General features: G+C 70.7%; 18 protein-coding genes and 1 tRNA gene. 14 read left to right on the top strand and 5 right to left on the bottom strand.

The features are described from left to right. Positions 1-19 precede the first annotated feature (19 nt). From sepX to AXK61_RS22695, 3 genes are all read left to right on the top strand, one after another. Positions 20-1,270 carry a divisome protein SepX/GlpR gene (gene sepX / locus AXK61_RS22705; RefSeq protein WP_068747063.1) on the top strand — a complete coding sequence of 417 codons (1,251 nt, stop codon included), beginning with the start codon at positions 20-22 and terminating at the stop codon, positions 1,268-1,270. A 42-nt stretch (positions 1,271-1,312) separates the two neighbouring features. Then, a tRNA-Ala gene (locus tag AXK61_RS22700) sits at positions 1,313-1,385 on the top strand. A gap of 156 nt (positions 1,386-1,541) precedes the next feature. Further along, a complete protein-coding gene (locus AXK61_RS22695) occupies positions 1,542-1,880 on the top strand; it encodes a DUF1801 domain-containing protein (RefSeq protein WP_068747062.1) in 339 nt (112 codons plus the stop codon). A 111-nt stretch (positions 1,881-1,991) separates the two neighbouring features. Here AXK61_RS22695 and AXK61_RS22690 read toward each other — a convergent pair whose 3' ends face one another. Further along, positions 1,992-2,585 (bottom strand): hypothetical protein, encoded by a 594-nt coding sequence (locus AXK61_RS22690; RefSeq protein WP_156485792.1) that lies wholly within the window; start codon positions 2,583-2,585, stop codon positions 1,992-1,994. Further along, the gene (locus tag AXK61_RS22685) at positions 2,579-3,325 is read right to left on the bottom strand and encodes a hypothetical protein (protein WP_068747060.1); all 747 of its coding nucleotides are present in this window, start codon (positions 3,323-3,325) and stop codon (positions 2,579-2,581) included. Before AXK61_RS22685 ends, AXK61_RS22690 begins: the two co-directional genes overlap by 7 nt. Before the next feature lie 252 nt (positions 3,326-3,577). Here AXK61_RS22685 and AXK61_RS25545 point away from each other — a divergent pair, with 252 nt between their 5' ends. After that, positions 3,578-3,754, top strand: coding sequence for a hypothetical protein (locus tag AXK61_RS25545; protein WP_197466900.1), 177 nt, complete (start codon positions 3,578-3,580; stop codon positions 3,752-3,754). Between the two features lie 18 nt (positions 3,755-3,772). Here the strand turns inward: AXK61_RS25545 and AXK61_RS22680 are convergent, their stop codons facing one another. After that, positions 3,773-4,111, bottom strand: a complete 339-nt coding sequence (locus tag AXK61_RS22680; RefSeq protein ID WP_082789505.1) for a winged helix-turn-helix transcriptional regulator — start codon at positions 4,109-4,111, stop codon at positions 3,773-3,775. Positions 4,112-4,214: 103 nt separating this feature from the next. Between AXK61_RS22680 and AXK61_RS22675 the strand changes: the two genes are divergently transcribed. The 5 genes from AXK61_RS22675 (at position 4,215) to AXK61_RS22655 (ending at position 8,027) form a co-directional block, all read left to right on the top strand. Further along, positions 4,215-4,655: a DoxX family protein gene (locus AXK61_RS22675; protein ID WP_068747058.1), complete on the top strand. Its 441-nt coding sequence runs from the start codon at positions 4,215-4,217 to the stop codon at positions 4,653-4,655. Continuing rightward, entirely contained in the window at positions 4,652-4,918 is a 267-nt protein-coding gene (locus AXK61_RS22670; protein WP_068747057.1) for an NAD(P)-dependent oxidoreductase, read from the top strand. Before AXK61_RS22675 ends, AXK61_RS22670 begins: the two co-directional genes overlap by 4 nt. A 59-nt stretch (positions 4,919-4,977) precedes the next feature. Beyond that, positions 4,978-5,739: a lysophospholipid acyltransferase family protein gene (locus AXK61_RS22665; RefSeq protein ID WP_068747056.1), complete on the top strand. Its 762-nt coding sequence runs from the start codon at positions 4,978-4,980 to the stop codon at positions 5,737-5,739. Positions 5,740-6,248: 509 nt separating this feature from the next. Then, complete coding sequence (locus tag AXK61_RS25820; RefSeq protein WP_231855643.1) at positions 6,249-6,848, top strand: hypothetical protein; 600 nt, start codon at positions 6,249-6,251, stop codon at positions 6,846-6,848. 429 nt (positions 6,849-7,277) lie between these two features. Next, on the top strand, positions 7,278-8,027 hold the full coding sequence (locus AXK61_RS22655) for a glycosyltransferase (protein WP_068747055.1): 750 nt from the start codon (positions 7,278-7,280) through the stop codon (positions 8,025-8,027). On the opposite strand, the gene AXK61_RS22650 is transcribed toward AXK61_RS22655, so the two are convergent. Beyond that, positions 8,012-8,338, bottom strand: a complete 327-nt coding sequence (locus AXK61_RS22650) for a branched-chain amino acid transporter permease (RefSeq protein WP_068747054.1) — start codon at positions 8,336-8,338, stop codon at positions 8,012-8,014. The genes AXK61_RS22655 and AXK61_RS22650 overlap by 16 nt on opposite strands. Further along, a complete protein-coding gene (locus AXK61_RS22645; RefSeq protein WP_068747053.1) occupies positions 8,331-8,990 on the bottom strand; it encodes an AzlC family ABC transporter permease in 660 nt (219 codons plus the stop codon). Before AXK61_RS22645 ends, AXK61_RS22650 begins: the two co-directional genes overlap by 8 nt. 82 nt (positions 8,991-9,072) lie before the next feature. On the opposite strand from AXK61_RS22645, the gene AXK61_RS22640 reads away from it, so the two are divergent. The 5 genes from AXK61_RS22640 (at position 9,073) to AXK61_RS22620 (ending at position 13,265) form a co-directional block, all read left to right on the top strand. Continuing rightward, on the top strand, positions 9,073-9,504 hold the full coding sequence (locus AXK61_RS22640; protein WP_068574881.1) for an Lrp/AsnC family transcriptional regulator: 432 nt from the start codon (positions 9,073-9,075) through the stop codon (positions 9,502-9,504). Then, the gene (locus tag AXK61_RS22635) at positions 9,501-10,445 is read left to right on the top strand and encodes a phosphotransferase enzyme family protein (protein ID WP_068747052.1); all 945 of its coding nucleotides are present in this window, start codon (positions 9,501-9,503) and stop codon (positions 10,443-10,445) included. The genes AXK61_RS22640 and AXK61_RS22635 overlap by 4 nt, the downstream gene beginning before the upstream one ends. After that, a complete protein-coding gene (locus AXK61_RS22630; RefSeq protein ID WP_414930021.1) occupies positions 10,442-11,737 on the top strand; it encodes an aspartate aminotransferase family protein in 1,296 nt (431 codons plus the stop codon). Before AXK61_RS22635 ends, AXK61_RS22630 begins: the two co-directional genes overlap by 4 nt. A gap of 102 nt (positions 11,738-11,839) precedes the next feature. After that, positions 11,840-12,265 (top strand): VOC family protein, encoded by a 426-nt coding sequence (locus AXK61_RS22625; RefSeq protein WP_068747197.1) that lies wholly within the window; start codon positions 11,840-11,842, stop codon positions 12,263-12,265. 1 nt (position 12,266) lies between these two features. After that, positions 12,267-13,265: an RNA polymerase subunit sigma-70 gene (locus tag AXK61_RS22620; RefSeq protein ID WP_068747051.1), complete on the top strand. Its 999-nt coding sequence runs from the start codon at positions 12,267-12,269 to the stop codon at positions 13,263-13,265. The last annotated feature ends 43 nt before the right edge of the window (positions 13,266-13,308 follow it).

Genomic DNA, 13,308 nt, shown 5'->3' with positions numbered 1-13,308 from the left:
ATTGCCGGAGGGAGCCGACATGATCCCGCAGACACTGCTCTGGGTGGGGCTGATCGTCGCGTGGCTGGTGGTGCTCGTTCCGATGCTCGCCGCGCGTCACCCCAGGGTGAACCAGGTGTCCGACGCGACGCTCAAGACCCGACTGCTGCACCGCGGCGGCTCGGCCACCCGCGCCGTCCGCCGCCGCATCCGCCCGGCGGCCACCGTCGCCGAGGATCGCGCCGACGAGGCCGAGCTCCCGGAGGACGACGACGCCGAGCCTGTCGAGGACGGCCGCATCGTTCTCGGGAAGGCCGTCGACGACCCGGCCGACGATGATCCGGCGGACGATGATCCGGCGGACGATGACGCCGAGGCGCACGCCTATGTCGACTCCGACGTGGACGACCTGCACGGGTCCAGCCCGATGGACGGCGACACCACCCCGATCCCCACCGTCGAGCGGGCAGCGATGCGCGCGAGGGCGTCGATCGTCGACCTGGACGCGCCCGCCCCGAAGGCGGCCGCCGACACCGACGCCGCCGCGCCGGAGTCCGAGCCGATCGTCCGCCGCGTGACCGCGCCCGTGGCGCCGATCGCCGCGGACTCCTTCGTCGCCGATGATCTCGACTCGGCCGATGACCTCGACCCTGCCGATGACCTCGACATGGACGAGTCGGCGGACGAGCTCGTCGACGGGTCGGTCGTCGAGGACCCGGCCGGCCCGGAGCTCGCGGACGCGGACCTGGCGGACGACCAGCTCACCGAGGAGATCGCCCCGGCGACCCGTCCCAAGGCCGAGCCTGCCGAGATCGACGCCCTCGACGACTCTCCGCGTCGCCGCCGCGGCGGCTACGACCCCGAGAACGACGCGCGGATCACCGAGGCCCGCTTCCGCTTCCGGCAGCGCGTCACGCTCGTGCTGGGCGTGCTCGCGGTGGTCGCCCTCGGCGCCGGCCTGATGAACGTGCCCTTCGCCTGGTACGGCCTCGGTGCCGTCGTGCTCGCGCTGGCCGTCTACCTCACCTACCTCCGCCGGACGGTGCGCATCGAGGCGGAGATCCGCCGCCGCCGGACCGCGCGGCTGGAGCGGGCCCGGAGGGAGCGCGAGCGTGAGGCCGAGGTGCTCGACGGTGTGCCCGCCCACCTGCGCCGCGGCGGCTGCGTCGTCATGGAGATCGACGACGAGGACCCCGCGTTCGACCACCTCCCGCGCTACCGCGCCGAGGAGTTCGACTTCCTCGATCGGCCTGCTGACGTGCGGGAACCGTACGAGCGCAAGGTCGGTTAACAGTTTGCCGAGCGGGCTTGCTAAGGTAGTCGAGTTCCGCAAGGGGCTATAGCGCAGTTGGTAGCGCGCCTCGTTCGCATCGAGGAGGTCAGGGGTTCGATTCCCCTTAGCTCCACAGAGGAAACCGCAGTTCGGGCGGGGTTCTGAGAAATCAGAGCCCCGCCCGAACTCGTTTCCGGACCGATCCCGTGCCCTGCTCGCGACCGTCGTTCGCGGTAGCGTGAGCGCATCGACCGCAGGAGTCGACCGAACCGAGGGAGGCCCACGGATCATGTTCTCGAAGAAGGGGGACGCGGCCGTCCTCGCGAAGCTCCGCGCGATGCCGGCGCCGTACGCCGAGATCGGGGAGCGGCTGCACGCCATCATCCGCGAGAACGCGCCGGGTCTCGAGCCGGTCGTCCGCTGGGGCCTGCCCTTCTACGTGGGCGGCGGCGAGGACATCTGCTACATCAAGCCGGGAAAGGACTACGTGGCCTTCGGTTTCGGCGAGACGGTGAACCCGGCCTTCGAGGAGGGCGTGACGATGCACCCGCTCGTCTGGACCGTCACGGCCCTCGACGACGCGACCGAGGCCCGGATCGCGGAGCTGGTCTCCAAGGCCGTCGCCTGAGCCCTGCCTCGATCGACGCGGAGTCGACGCCCACCCGTCGAACCGCAAGCGTGTGCACCGTTGATCAACGGACAGTTGATCAACGGTGCACACGTCTTTCGGGTGAACGGGTCAGCGGCGCGCGAGCATCTCCGTGATCGCCTGGTAGCCGCCGACGGCCAGGATCGCGGTCAGCGCGAGCGCGGCGCAGATCAGGCCCGCGCCGGGGGAGACCGACATCCCGGTGTCGTATCCGGACGACTTGGCGGTCGCGAAATCGCCGGTGCCGCTGACGGCGATGCCGGGCGAGATCCACGTGAACACCGCGACGACGAGCGCGCCGAGGGCGAGCAGCACCGTCCCCGTCGCGCCGCCGGGATGCATGCCGCGCACGGCCTGCAGCGCTCCCAGCGCGCCGACCAGTCCCAGCACGATGGGGATGATCGCGACCATCGCGACGCTCATCGGACCGATGTCGAGGAAGCCGATGTGGGCGGTGGCGGCTCCCCGCACGATGCACTCGTCCGGGTACTTGGTGCAGTACCTGGTCATATCGGTGCCGCCGCCGTAGCCGCCGTAGAAGCTCCACGGCCCGATCCCGGGGTTGACGAACTGCAGCTGCACGTCGGTCGCCTTGATGGTCAGCAGCGGCAGCATCGTGAGCCCGAGCCCGGCGATGCCGAGCACGCCGGTGATCGCCGCCAGGATCCGCGCGGGATTCACCACGCCCCCGGCTGGTTGCCGGGCCCGCCGGGGCCGGGCTGACCGGGCTGCAGCGGACCGTCGGCGATGCGCGGCATCTGCCCCGTGAATCCCATGCCGGGCTGGCCGTAGGGTGCCCCGGGCGCCGGCGGGACGGGCCCGACGGGGCCGGGGGCACCGGCCGGCTTGTGGGCCCCGATCTGGAGGTAGGACAGGACCGCGCCCACGGAACCGAGCAGCCCGACGATCAGCGCGATGATGAGGCCGGCGCCGGGGCCGACATCGACGACGCGTGAGACCAGGTCGTCGATCGAGGAGAAGTTCGTCTCCTTCGAGAAGTCGGTGGCGAGCTTGCCGGACAGCTCGACGCTGGGCAGCGGGTTCGCGATCATCAGCACGAGCGAGAGCAGCGTCGAGGCGATCGCCGCGACCGCGGACACGAGCGCGCCCTGGGCGCCCCGGCCGAGGACGCCGGGCAGCGCGGTGAGCGCCGCGACGAGCATCAGGAGCGGGATCGCCAGTGCGGTCACGGGTGCGGGGAGCGGGGCCACGTTGTAGAAGCCGATCCCCACGTCGACGGTGCCGCTGGGGATGTCGTTGTAGTTCGACGTGTCGGCCGCGCTGGGTGTGACGGTGACCGTGTACAGGTTGAGCAGCGAGCAGAACAGCACGATCAGGCCCGCCGCCAGCGTCACCGCCGCGCCGATGCGGGCGATCGGGGACGCGGGGCGCGGGCCGAATCCGGATGGCGGTCCGAAGGGCATGCCGCCGGGCATTCCCGGCGGTTGGCCCCCGAGCGGTGGCCCAGCGGGCGCTCCGGAGTAGTTCTGTGCTGGTCCATGCGGTTGCATGCTCGTGTTCCCCTCCCTGACACGGCGATATGACTCCACCGTGAACACCACTGTGAGAACAGCACACTACGCCGGAATCGGATGTTTGCGGGGCCGAAACCGGCAGACCTCATCCGTTCGGATGACCACCGCCCCGTCGCGCGGACGCCGCCTACCATCGAGGCCATGACCCCGCTCGAACAGCTGCAACGCTGGGAGGACTCCGGCGGCACCTGGACGGTGCTGCACCGGTCGGGCGACGGTGCCGTCGTCGCGCTGATGCGGTGCGACGGTGGCGAGATCGTCGACCGTCTCGAGTCCGGCGATCCGGCCCTCCTGGCGCACCTCGACGCCACCGGCTGACCTCACCGGGACCGGGGCTCACCCGCCGGGCGCGACCCGCGGCATCGCGGCCTGGACGGCGTCGGCGAGCCGCAGCACGGCGTCGGCGATCGACGCGCCGACCTCGGTGAGCCGGTACTCGGTGTGCGGGGGATTCGTGCCCGCGGAGTACCGGCTGACCAGGCCGTCGTCGACGAGGGTCCGCAGCGTCTGGGTGAGCATGCGATCGCTGATGCCCTCGACCTGACGGCGGATCTCGCCGAAACGCTGCGGCTCCGGGCGCAGGCGCCCCAGTACGAGCGCGCCCCACCGGCCGGTGACGTGGGCGAACATGTCGCGCGAGGGGCAGTCCTTCGCGAAGACGTCGAAGTCGGGCATGTCGTGGAACCTAACACTCACGGAAGTATTGCGCTTACGAATCGTATGTGCTTCCATGGTAGCGCAAGCTTGAAGCTTCAACAATCAGAACGGAGTGGTCCACATGACCGCACAGCTCGAGCGGGGCCAGGGCCTCGCCTCCACGATCGCCCGGGTGATCCTCGGCGGCATCTTCTTCGCACACGGCTGGCAGAAGGTCGTCACGAACGGCATGGACGCCACCGCCAAGGCCTTCGACGGCATGGGGGTTCCCGTGCCCACTCTGTCCGCATGGTTCGCCGGCCTCGTCGAGCTGGTCGGTGGCGCGGCGCTCATCATCGGCCTCGCCATGCCGATCGTCGCGGTGCTCGGGATCGTCGACATGCTCGGCGCGATCATCTTCGTGCACTGGGACAACGGATTCTTCGCGTCGAACCCGGGTGGCGGCGGCTACGAGCTGCCGCTGGCCCTCATCGCCGGCCTCATTGCCGTGGGCATCGCCTCGCACGGCTCGCTGGCCGCCGACACCCACCTCCTCAAGAGCCGTCGTTCCCCGACGCCGTGAAGCCCATCGCGCAGGAGCACGACCGCGCGCTGGACTACCTGCGCACCGTCGAGGACGTGGACTGGTTCTACCTCAGCCCCGCCGCGAGCTACGGCTCCTTCAACCCGGGGGAGCAGCGCGGCACCTACCGCACGAGCGGCGACCTGCTGCTCACCGATGCCGAGGGCAACTCCGAGATCTCGGGCGCCGACTACGCGAAGGCCTTCGTCGACGAGATCGTCGCGCCCGCGCACCGCCGCGAGCGGTTCTCCGTGGCGTACTGATTCCCCGCGGCTCGCGCCGCGCCATCGTATCCTCGGGCTAGGAGAAACGAGGGAGAGTGATGGCGCGGCGCGAACCCGTCTATCAGGTGGTCCTGATGTTGGCCAACAGCATTGTGGGCCTACAGGGGCTGCGCGTGCAGTACCGGGGCCTGGAGAACATCCCGGCGTCGGGCGGCGCGCTCATCGCGGTCAACCACACGTCCTACGTCGACTTCCTCGAGGCCGGCCTCACCGTCAAGCGGACCGGCCGCTGGCCGCGCTACATGGTCAAGGCCGAGCTCCGCGAGAACAAGATCATGGCGTTCATCATGAAGCACTGCGGCGCGATCGGTGTCGACCGCGAGCACGGCGCCGAGAGCTACCACGAGGCCGTCACCGCCCTCGAGGCCGGCGAAATCGTCCTCATGTATCCCGAGGCCACCATCAGCCGCAGCTTCGAGCTCAAGGAGTTCAAGTCCGGTGCCGCGCGCATGTCGCTCGAGGCCGACGTGCCCATCGTCCCCGTCATCGTGTGGGGCACCCAGCGCATCTGGTCGAAGGGCACGCAGCGCCGCATCGGCCGGCACCGCTTCCCGGTCGTCGTGGAGGTCGGCGCGCCCCTCCTGCCCGACGGTGCCGCCCCCGACGTCCTCACCGCCCGCCTGCGGTCCGCCATGGGTGAGGCGCTCGAGCGCGCGCAGCGCGGATTCCCTGCTCCCGCAGGCGAAGACTGGGTTCCGGCCCGTCTCGGCGGCGGAGCGCCCGCGCCCGACGAGGCGCTGCGCCTCGAGCAGGAGGAGTTCGCGCTGCGGAGAGCCAAGCGCGACGCCCGCGGCGACTGAGAATCCTCGGTGGTGCCGGCACTGCCGGGTTGGTAGATTTGCCGGGATCGTCCGTCAGCGACCGGAGGAAACCATGACGCAGCCGCCGAACAACCCTGGCGACAACCAGGGCGGCTACCCGCAGGACCCGAATCAGGGTGGATACCCGCAGCAGCCTCAGCCCGGCTACGGCCAGGGCGGCTACCCACCCCCGCCGGCAGGCGGATTCCCACCCGCCGGCGGCTACCCACCGCCGCAGGACCCGGGGTACGGCCAGGGCTTCCCGCCGCCGCAGGATCCCGGGCAGGGTCAGGGCGGTCAGGGCTTCCCGCCGCCGCAGGCCGGCTACGGCCAGGGCGGTTTCCCGCCCCCGCCGCAGGGCGGATTCCCGCCGCCCCCCCGGCGGTTTCGGTGCGCCGCAGCCCGGCGGCCAGCAGCCCTTCAACATCGGTGACGCGTTCTCCTGGGCGTGGAACAAGTTCAGCAAGAACGCCGTCGCGCTGATCGTCTCGATGCTGGTGTATGTCCTCGTGATCGGTATCATCGGTGGCGCAGCGACCTTCCTGGTGGGCTCGTTGATCGGCAACACCACGTCCGTCGACGGCGGTTTCGTCTACCAGGCGAACGGATTCGGTGCGATGCTCGGCTTCGCGCTCGCGGGCCTGATCACTCAGATCCTCGCGTCCGTCGTGCAGGCCTCGCTGTTCACAGGTCTACTCGACATCGCTGACGGTCGGTCGGTCTCGATCGGTTCGTTCTTCAAGCCCCGCAACCTGGGGCAAGTCGTACTCGCCGGCGTGATCATCGCGGTGGTGACGAACGTGCTGATGCTCATCCCGTTCCTCGGCTACATCGCTGCGCTCGTCATCGGCTTCCTCACGATGTTCGTCGTGCCCGTCATCGTCGATCGTGGCCTGCCCGCCGTCGACGGACTCAAGGAGGGGTTCGCGATCATCCAGCGCGACATCGGCAACTCGATTCTCACCTACGTCATCGCGATTCTGATCGCGTTCGTGGGCGCGTGCCTGTGCGGTATCGGCCTGCTCGTCGCCGGCCCGATCGCGAGCCTGCTGATCACCTTCACGTACCGCCGCCTCTCCGGCGGACAGGTGGCTCCGCTCACCCCGTAGCACCGCGCGTTCCGTACTACGAGGTCCCGCTCCACCGTTCGGTGGGGGCGGGACCTCGTCTTTCGTACACCGACACCTGCGCACCGGCTGTGATGCGGACTATAGGAATCGAAATGTCATCGGTGCTCGCTGCTACCCTTCTGCGCGTTAGCGGCCCGAAAGGGTTGAATCGCCCAAAAGGGAAGGCTCACATCGGAATGCGTGTTGCAATCGCATGCATGGAGTCGGGGGGGGTGACATCGGCCCACTGCTTGCGGTGGCGCAGGTCCTCGTCGGTCGTGGTGACGACGTGGTGATCGGCTACACGGTCGAATCGCGGGAGTTCGTCCGATCTCACGGCTTCGAACCGCACGTGCTGACGACGCGCGATCTCAAGGCGCCCCCCTGCTCGAGCCCCGAGTCCAGGACCTTGCGGCCAGGTTCCCGCTGGTGATCCCGCTGACGTACCACCTCTTCGATGTCGGCTGGGCGCTGAGCATCTTCACGAAGACGGCCCAGCTGGCGAAGCGCGTGGGCTACCCGCGCCGGATCATCGCCCCCCGTTCAGTGCTCCGGGGACGGGACGTGTTGCGCGTCGAGGCGTTCGGCCGCACGCTGGTACCGCCTCGTACCCGCGAGGACGTCGACCATCCGCGGATCGGGTTCGTCCGGATCGCGGACCGCACCGCGGACTGCGCGGAACGGGATTCCCGGATCTACCGCTGGATCGCGCAGGACGAGCGTCCCGTCGTGTACGTCGGATTCGGCAGTATGCCGGTCCGCGATTTCGACGGTGTCGTCGGTGATCTGTCTCGCGAACTCGCCGGTGCGGGAGTGCGGTTGATCGCGGTCCCCGGCTGGTCGGCCCGGACTGACGACGCGCCCGTCGACACCGACGACCTGCTGGTCGTGCAGGACATCGACCACGCCGCCGTGCTGCCGCGATGTGCAGTGGTCGTGCAAGCGTCGCTGTCACTCGGCGCCGCGGCCCGCGCCGAACTCGCCTCGTCCGTGATCGGCGGCGTGCGCGTGATCACCGGAGCCCCACCGGAACTACAGCCCGTGCTGCAGCAGGGATTCGTTACCGCGATGCATGCCGCGAACGGCGCGGCCGTCGGCGCCGCGCTGTTCGCCTGCGTCGTCGTCCTGATGCGGATGCGAACCCCGTACACGGGGCGGCATCGTCAGCCCAGTGCGTAGCTCAGCGCCACGCACACCGCGGTTCCCGCCACGATGCTGAGCACCGCGTTGCGTCGACAGAGGTGCGTCAGCACCGTCGCCGCGACGCCCGCGATCTGCGGCATGCCGTGCGCCGGCGCCGAATAGTCCACCTGCGCCATGCAGTACACGGCCAGCACCACCACCGCCCCCGCGGGCATCCACTTCCCGAAGTCGGCGAGCAGCGGCGAGTCGCGCAGCACCGTCGCCAGCCCGAAGGGAGCGAGACGCAGTGAGACGGTCACCGCTGCGGCGATCGCGATGCCCGCCAGCAGGTATCCGGTGCTAGGCATGTGCCACCTCCCGCCGGGCGAGTGCGTGCCGCACCACGAGCGCGCCCGCGAATCCGCCCATCGCCACCAGCAGCATCGCGCCGGGCGCCGCGACCAGCGCGACGGCGCAGGCGCCCAGCGCGAGGGCCGCGGTGGTGCGGTCGGGGTGGGCGTCCAGCGCGAGCACGATGAACAGGGCGGTGAGGACGAAGTCGACACCCGGCACGTCGCGCAGGAAGGCGCCGCCCGCGAGCCCGCCCACCAGCGAGCCGCTCACCCACGCGACGTGCAGGCCCACCTGGGTGCGCAGGATCATCGGCCCGGTCATCGTGGCCGACGGTGCCGTGCTCACCAGCGCGTAGGCCTCGTCGGTGAGGGCGTAGACGCCGTACGCCCGGCCGAGCCGGCTGCGGATCCGCGCCAGTGGGAAGGTCAGGCCGTAGAACAGGTGCCGCGAGTTGACCAGGAAGGTCGTGGCCGCGATCGCGGCGAGCGGCGTCGATGCCGCGAGCAGGCCGGCGAGCAGGAACTCGACCGAGCCCGCGTACACCGCCATCGACAGCACCGGGGCGATCCACCACGGCAGCCCGTTCCCGGTGACCACGACGCCGAGGCCGAGCCCGAGGACGAAGAGGCCCAGCTGGACGACGGCGACTTTCGACGGGACTCCCATGAGGGACAATTCTATTTCGCATCGCGCGCAATGTGCTTGCGACAACTTTGATCCATCGCCGATGTGTAGCAATACTTGAGAGGTGGATGCACTCGATCGGGCAATCATCGACGAGTTGGTGCGGGACGGCCGGCTCACCAACCAGGAACTCGCCCAGCGCGTGGGGCTCACGCCCGCCCCGTGCCTGCGTCGCGTGCGACGGCTCGAGGCCGACGGCGTGATCACCGGTTACACCGCTGTGCTCGACCCGGCCGCACTCGGCCGTGGCTTCGAGGTGCTCATCCACGCGGATCTCTCCGCGAACGACCGCGCCTCCGTCGAGGCCTTCGAGGCGCGCATCGCCTCGTTCGACGAGGTGATCGAGGTGCGCCGCATGTTCGGCCTGCCCGACTACGTGATCCGCGTCCGCGTCGCCGACCTCGACGCCTACGAGCGGTGGGTCACCACGCACCTGATGGGCGATCCGGCCATCGTGCGCGTGGACTCCCGGATGACGATGAAGGTGGTCAAGTGAGCTCGGGGGACTCGGATCCGCTCGTCGCGCAGCGCATCGCCGACGGTGCCCTCCCCGGCGCCCGCGTCGAGCCCCTGCTGGTCAGCGAGAACGCCACCTTCCGGGTGCGCGGCGGGCCGCGGCCGGCGGTGCTGCGGGTGCACCGCCCGGGCTATCAGGACGACGCGGCGATCGAGTCCGAGCTGGCGTGGATCGCCGCGCTGCGCCGCGACGCCGCGGTCCCGGTGGTCGAGCCGCTCAGCGGGGTGCTGGTGGACGGCCCGACGGGACGCCGCGCGGTCCTGTTCGCGGAGCTGCCGGGCGGCCCCGTCCCCGACGAGGCCCTCGACGCGGCGCACTTCGCCGCCCTCGGCGAGATCGCCGGGGCCTTCCACGACCACGCCGAGAGCTGGTCTCGCCCGGCCGGTTTCGCTCGATTCCGCTGGGATCTCGACGAGACGATCGGTGCGGCGTCGCGCTGGGGTTCCTGGCGGGAAGGGCTCGGGGTGGGCGAAGCGCACCGTCGGGCGTTGGCGCCGGCGGCCGAGCGCGCGGCGCAACGCATCGAGACCTTCGGCCGCACGGCCGATCGGTTCGGGCTGATCCACGGCGACCTGCGGGCGGCCAACCTCATCGCGCGTCCCGACGGGGGCGGGTTCACGGTGATCGACTTCGACGACTCCGGATTCGGCTGGCACCTCTTCGAATTCGCGGCGGCGGCGTCCTTCGTCGAGACGGATCCACGGCTGCCGGAGTGGGCGGCGGCGTGGACCGCGGCGTACCGGCACCGTCGGGACCTTCCGGACGCGCACGCGGCGCTCCTGCCGGACTTCGTGCTGCTGCGCCGGCTGCAACTGCTCGGCTGGCTGGGCACCCACGGGCACGCCCTGGAGGCGGACCCGGGGTTCGCGGACGGCACCGTCGAAGTGGCCTCCCGGTACCTGGCCGGACGACTACTGTGAGCGGGGTGAGCTTCTCGGAAACGCCTCCCGCGCACGTCGTGCGGTACGGCGGCACCTTCGCGCCTCTGCCCGTCGACCGCGCCGCGGGCACGTACGTCTACAGCGGCGAGCGGCGCTGGCTGGACTTCACCTCCGGTCAGATGAGTGCCATTCTGGGGCACAGTCATCCGGCGATCGTGGAGACGGTGCAGCGCGAGATCGCGACGCTCGACCACCTGTTCTCGGGGATGCTGTCGCCGCAGGTGCTCACGCTGGCGGAGCGGCTGGCCGCCACGCTGCCGGAGCCGCTGAGTCACGTGCTGCAACTGACCACCGGCGCGGAGTCCAACGAGGCCGCGCTGCGGATGGCCAAGCTGTACACCGGGAAGCACGAGATCGTCAGTTTCTCCAAGTCGTGGCACGGCATGACGGCGGGCGCCGCCGCGGCCACCTACTCGTCGGGACACAAGGGCTACGGGCCCACCGCGCCGGGCAACTTCGCGCTCCCCACGCCGAACGCCTACCGCTCCCGCTTCGTGGACGCCGCCGGGAAGTACGACTGGCAGTCGGAGCTGGACCTCGGCTTCGAGCTCGTCGACGCGCAGTCCACGGGCTCGCTCGCGGCGTGCCTGGTGGAACCGATCCTCAGCTCCGGCGGCATCATCGACGTGCCCGTCGGCTACCTGTCCGCGCTCAAGCGCAAGTGCGAGGAGCGCGGCATGCTGCTCATCGTCGACGAGGCGCAGACGGGGCTGTGGCGCACCGGCGCCGCGTACGCCTTCGAGCGGGACGGCATCGTGCCGGACATCCTCACGCTGAGCAAGACGCTCGGCGCGGGCCTGCCGATCGCCGCGGTGGTCACCTCCGCCGAGATCGAGCGGGTCTGCCACGAGCGCGGCTTCCTGTTCTTCACCACGCACGTCAGCGATCCGATGGTGGCGGCCGTGGCCACGACGGTGCTGGACGTGCTGGGCGACGGTGGCCCCGACGGCGTCGCCGGGCGGGTCGCCTCCCGCGGTGCCCGCCTGCGCGCGGGCCTGGACGCGCTGGCCGCGCGCCACGAGGCGATCGGCGACGTTCGCGGCCGCGGGCTGATGCAGGGCATCGAGTTGGTCGTCGACCGCGAGACCAAGGAGCCCGCGAACGAGCTCGGCCGGCTGGTGACCGAGCGCTGCTACGAGCGCGGCCTGCACATGAACGTGGTGCAGCTGCCGGGCATGGGCTCGATCTTCCGGATAGCGCCGCCGCTGACCGCCTCCGACGCCGAGATCGACGAGGGCCTCGCCATCCTCGACGGTGCCCTCACCGGATAGCGGGGGAGTTTTTCCCGGCGGACCGATGAGTTCCGGTGAGCGGGAGTGTCCAACCATGTGACGGCATCCGAGAGCGGGCGCCACCGACACCAGGAGAACACCATGCACAAGATGATCTTCGTGAACCTGCCCATCGCCGACGTCCAGCGCTCGCGGGACTTCTTCACCGCCGTGGGCTACACCATCAACGAGAATTTCAGCGACGAGAACGCCCTCGCCGTGGAGCTGGGCGAGAACATCGCCGCGATGCTGCTCAAGACGGACTTCTTCGGCACCTTCCACGAGTCGACGACCGCGGCGCCCGGCGTCAAGGAGTGCCTCATCGCGCTCAGCGCCGAAAGCCGAGAGGAGGTCGACGAGGTGGTGAACCGTGCCGTCGCCGCCGGCGGTACGGAGGGCCGTTCCGAGGACCACGGCTTCATGTACGGCCGCGCCTTCGACGACCCGGACGGCCACGGCTGGGAGATCATGTGGATGGACCCCGCGGCCGCCGAGGCCGGCCCCGAGCATATCGGCTCCGAGGGCTGACATGACCGCCACCGACACCGGCTTCGAGGAGGTCACGGCCCCGCTGCGCGCGGAGCTGCTCGCGCACTGCTACCGCATGTCGGGGTCGGCGTCGGATGCGGAGGACCTGGTGCAGGAGACCTACCTGCGCGCGTGGAAGGCCTTTCACCGCTTCGAGGGCCGGTCGTCGGTGCGCACGTGGATGTACTCCATCGCGACGAACGTCTGCCTGTCGGCGTCGAAGGCCCGGCGGGTGCTGCCCGTCGGCCTCGGCGGCGAGCCGTCGAATCCGCTGGAGCCGGTGGCACCGTCGACCGAGGTGCTGTGGCTGCAGCCGCTCCCGGACGCCGCGCTGGGCGATCCGGGGGAGGCGGCCGTCGCGCGGGAGGGAATCGGGCTGGCGATGGTGGCGGCGCTGCAGGTGCTTCCGGCGAAGCAGCGCGCCGCCCTGATCCTGCGGGACGTCCTCGCGTTCTCCGCCGCCGAGACCGCCGCCGCGCTCGAGACCTCCGTGGCGTCGGCCAACAGCGCGCTGCAGCGGGCGCGGGCCTCCATCGGCGGCGGTGCCGCCCGCGACGGACGGAGGGCGACGGAGTTGTCCGCGCACGAGCGGGAGGTGTGGGACGAGTTCTGCGCGGCCTTCGAACGGCACGACATCGACGGGGTGGTCCGCATCCTCGCCGCCGACGCCACGTGGGAGATGCCGCCCATCCCGGGCTGGTACCGCGGGGCGGAGGCCATCGGTGAGCTGTCGCGGACGCAGTGCCCCGCTCAGGTCGCCGGGGACCTGCGGATGATCCCGACGGTGTGCAACGGCCTGCCCGCCGCCGCGATGTACCTGCGCTCGCCGGCTGCCGACGGGGCCGCCGGGGCGGGCGGCGATGTCTGGCTGCCCTTCCAACTGGACGTGCTCACCTTCACCGACGGTGCGCTGACGCACGTCTCGGCCTTCTTGGACCCGGCACCGCTCTTCGCCCTCGCGGGCCTGCCCGCATCGCTGGGGCCGGTCGAGCCGCGCTGACTCAGCGCGCGGCACCGTCGGCGTAGGCCGCGACGGCGAGGCT

Source organism: Tsukamurella pseudospumae (assembly GCF_001575205.1).
Taxonomy (GTDB): Bacteria; Actinomycetota; Actinomycetes; order Mycobacteriales; family Mycobacteriaceae; genus Tsukamurella; species Tsukamurella pseudospumae.
Note: the sequence above shows the minus strand (reverse complement) of the source record. Positions and strands in the feature narration are given on the sequence as shown.

Bases quoted from the DNA above. Each gene is read 5' to 3' on its own strand.
- sepX (WP_068747063.1), top strand. From the start codon at position 20: ATGATCCCGCAGACACTGCTCTGGGTGGGGCTGATCGTCGCGTGGCTG.
- AXK61_RS22695 (WP_068747062.1), top strand. From the start codon at position 1,542: ATGTTCTCGAAGAAGGGGGACGCGGCCGTCCTCGCGAAGCTCCGCGCG.
- AXK61_RS22685 (WP_068747060.1), bottom strand. From the start codon at position 3,325: ATGCCCTTCGGACCGCCATCCGGATTCGGCCCGCGCCCCGCGTCCCCG.
- AXK61_RS25545 (WP_197466900.1), top strand. From the start codon at position 3,578: ATGACCCCGCTCGAACAGCTGCAACGCTGGGAGGACTCCGGCGGCACC.
- AXK61_RS22680 (WP_082789505.1), bottom strand. From the start codon at position 4,111: ATGCCCGACTTCGACGTCTTCGCGAAGGACTGCCCCTCGCGCGACATG.
- AXK61_RS22675 (WP_068747058.1), top strand. From the start codon at position 4,215: ATGACCGCACAGCTCGAGCGGGGCCAGGGCCTCGCCTCCACGATCGCC.
- AXK61_RS22665 (WP_068747056.1), top strand. From the start codon at position 4,978: ATGGCGCGGCGCGAACCCGTCTATCAGGTGGTCCTGATGTTGGCCAAC.
- AXK61_RS22650 (WP_068747054.1), bottom strand. From the start codon at position 8,338: ATGCCTAGCACCGGATACCTGCTGGCGGGCATCGCGATCGCCGCAGCG.
- AXK61_RS22645 (WP_068747053.1), bottom strand. From the start codon at position 8,990: ATGGGAGTCCCGTCGAAAGTCGCCGTCGTCCAGCTGGGCCTCTTCGTC.
- AXK61_RS22625 (WP_068747197.1), top strand. From the start codon at position 11,840: ATGCACAAGATGATCTTCGTGAACCTGCCCATCGCCGACGTCCAGCGC.
- AXK61_RS22620 (WP_068747051.1), top strand. From the start codon at position 12,267: ATGACCGCCACCGACACCGGCTTCGAGGAGGTCACGGCCCCGCTGCGC.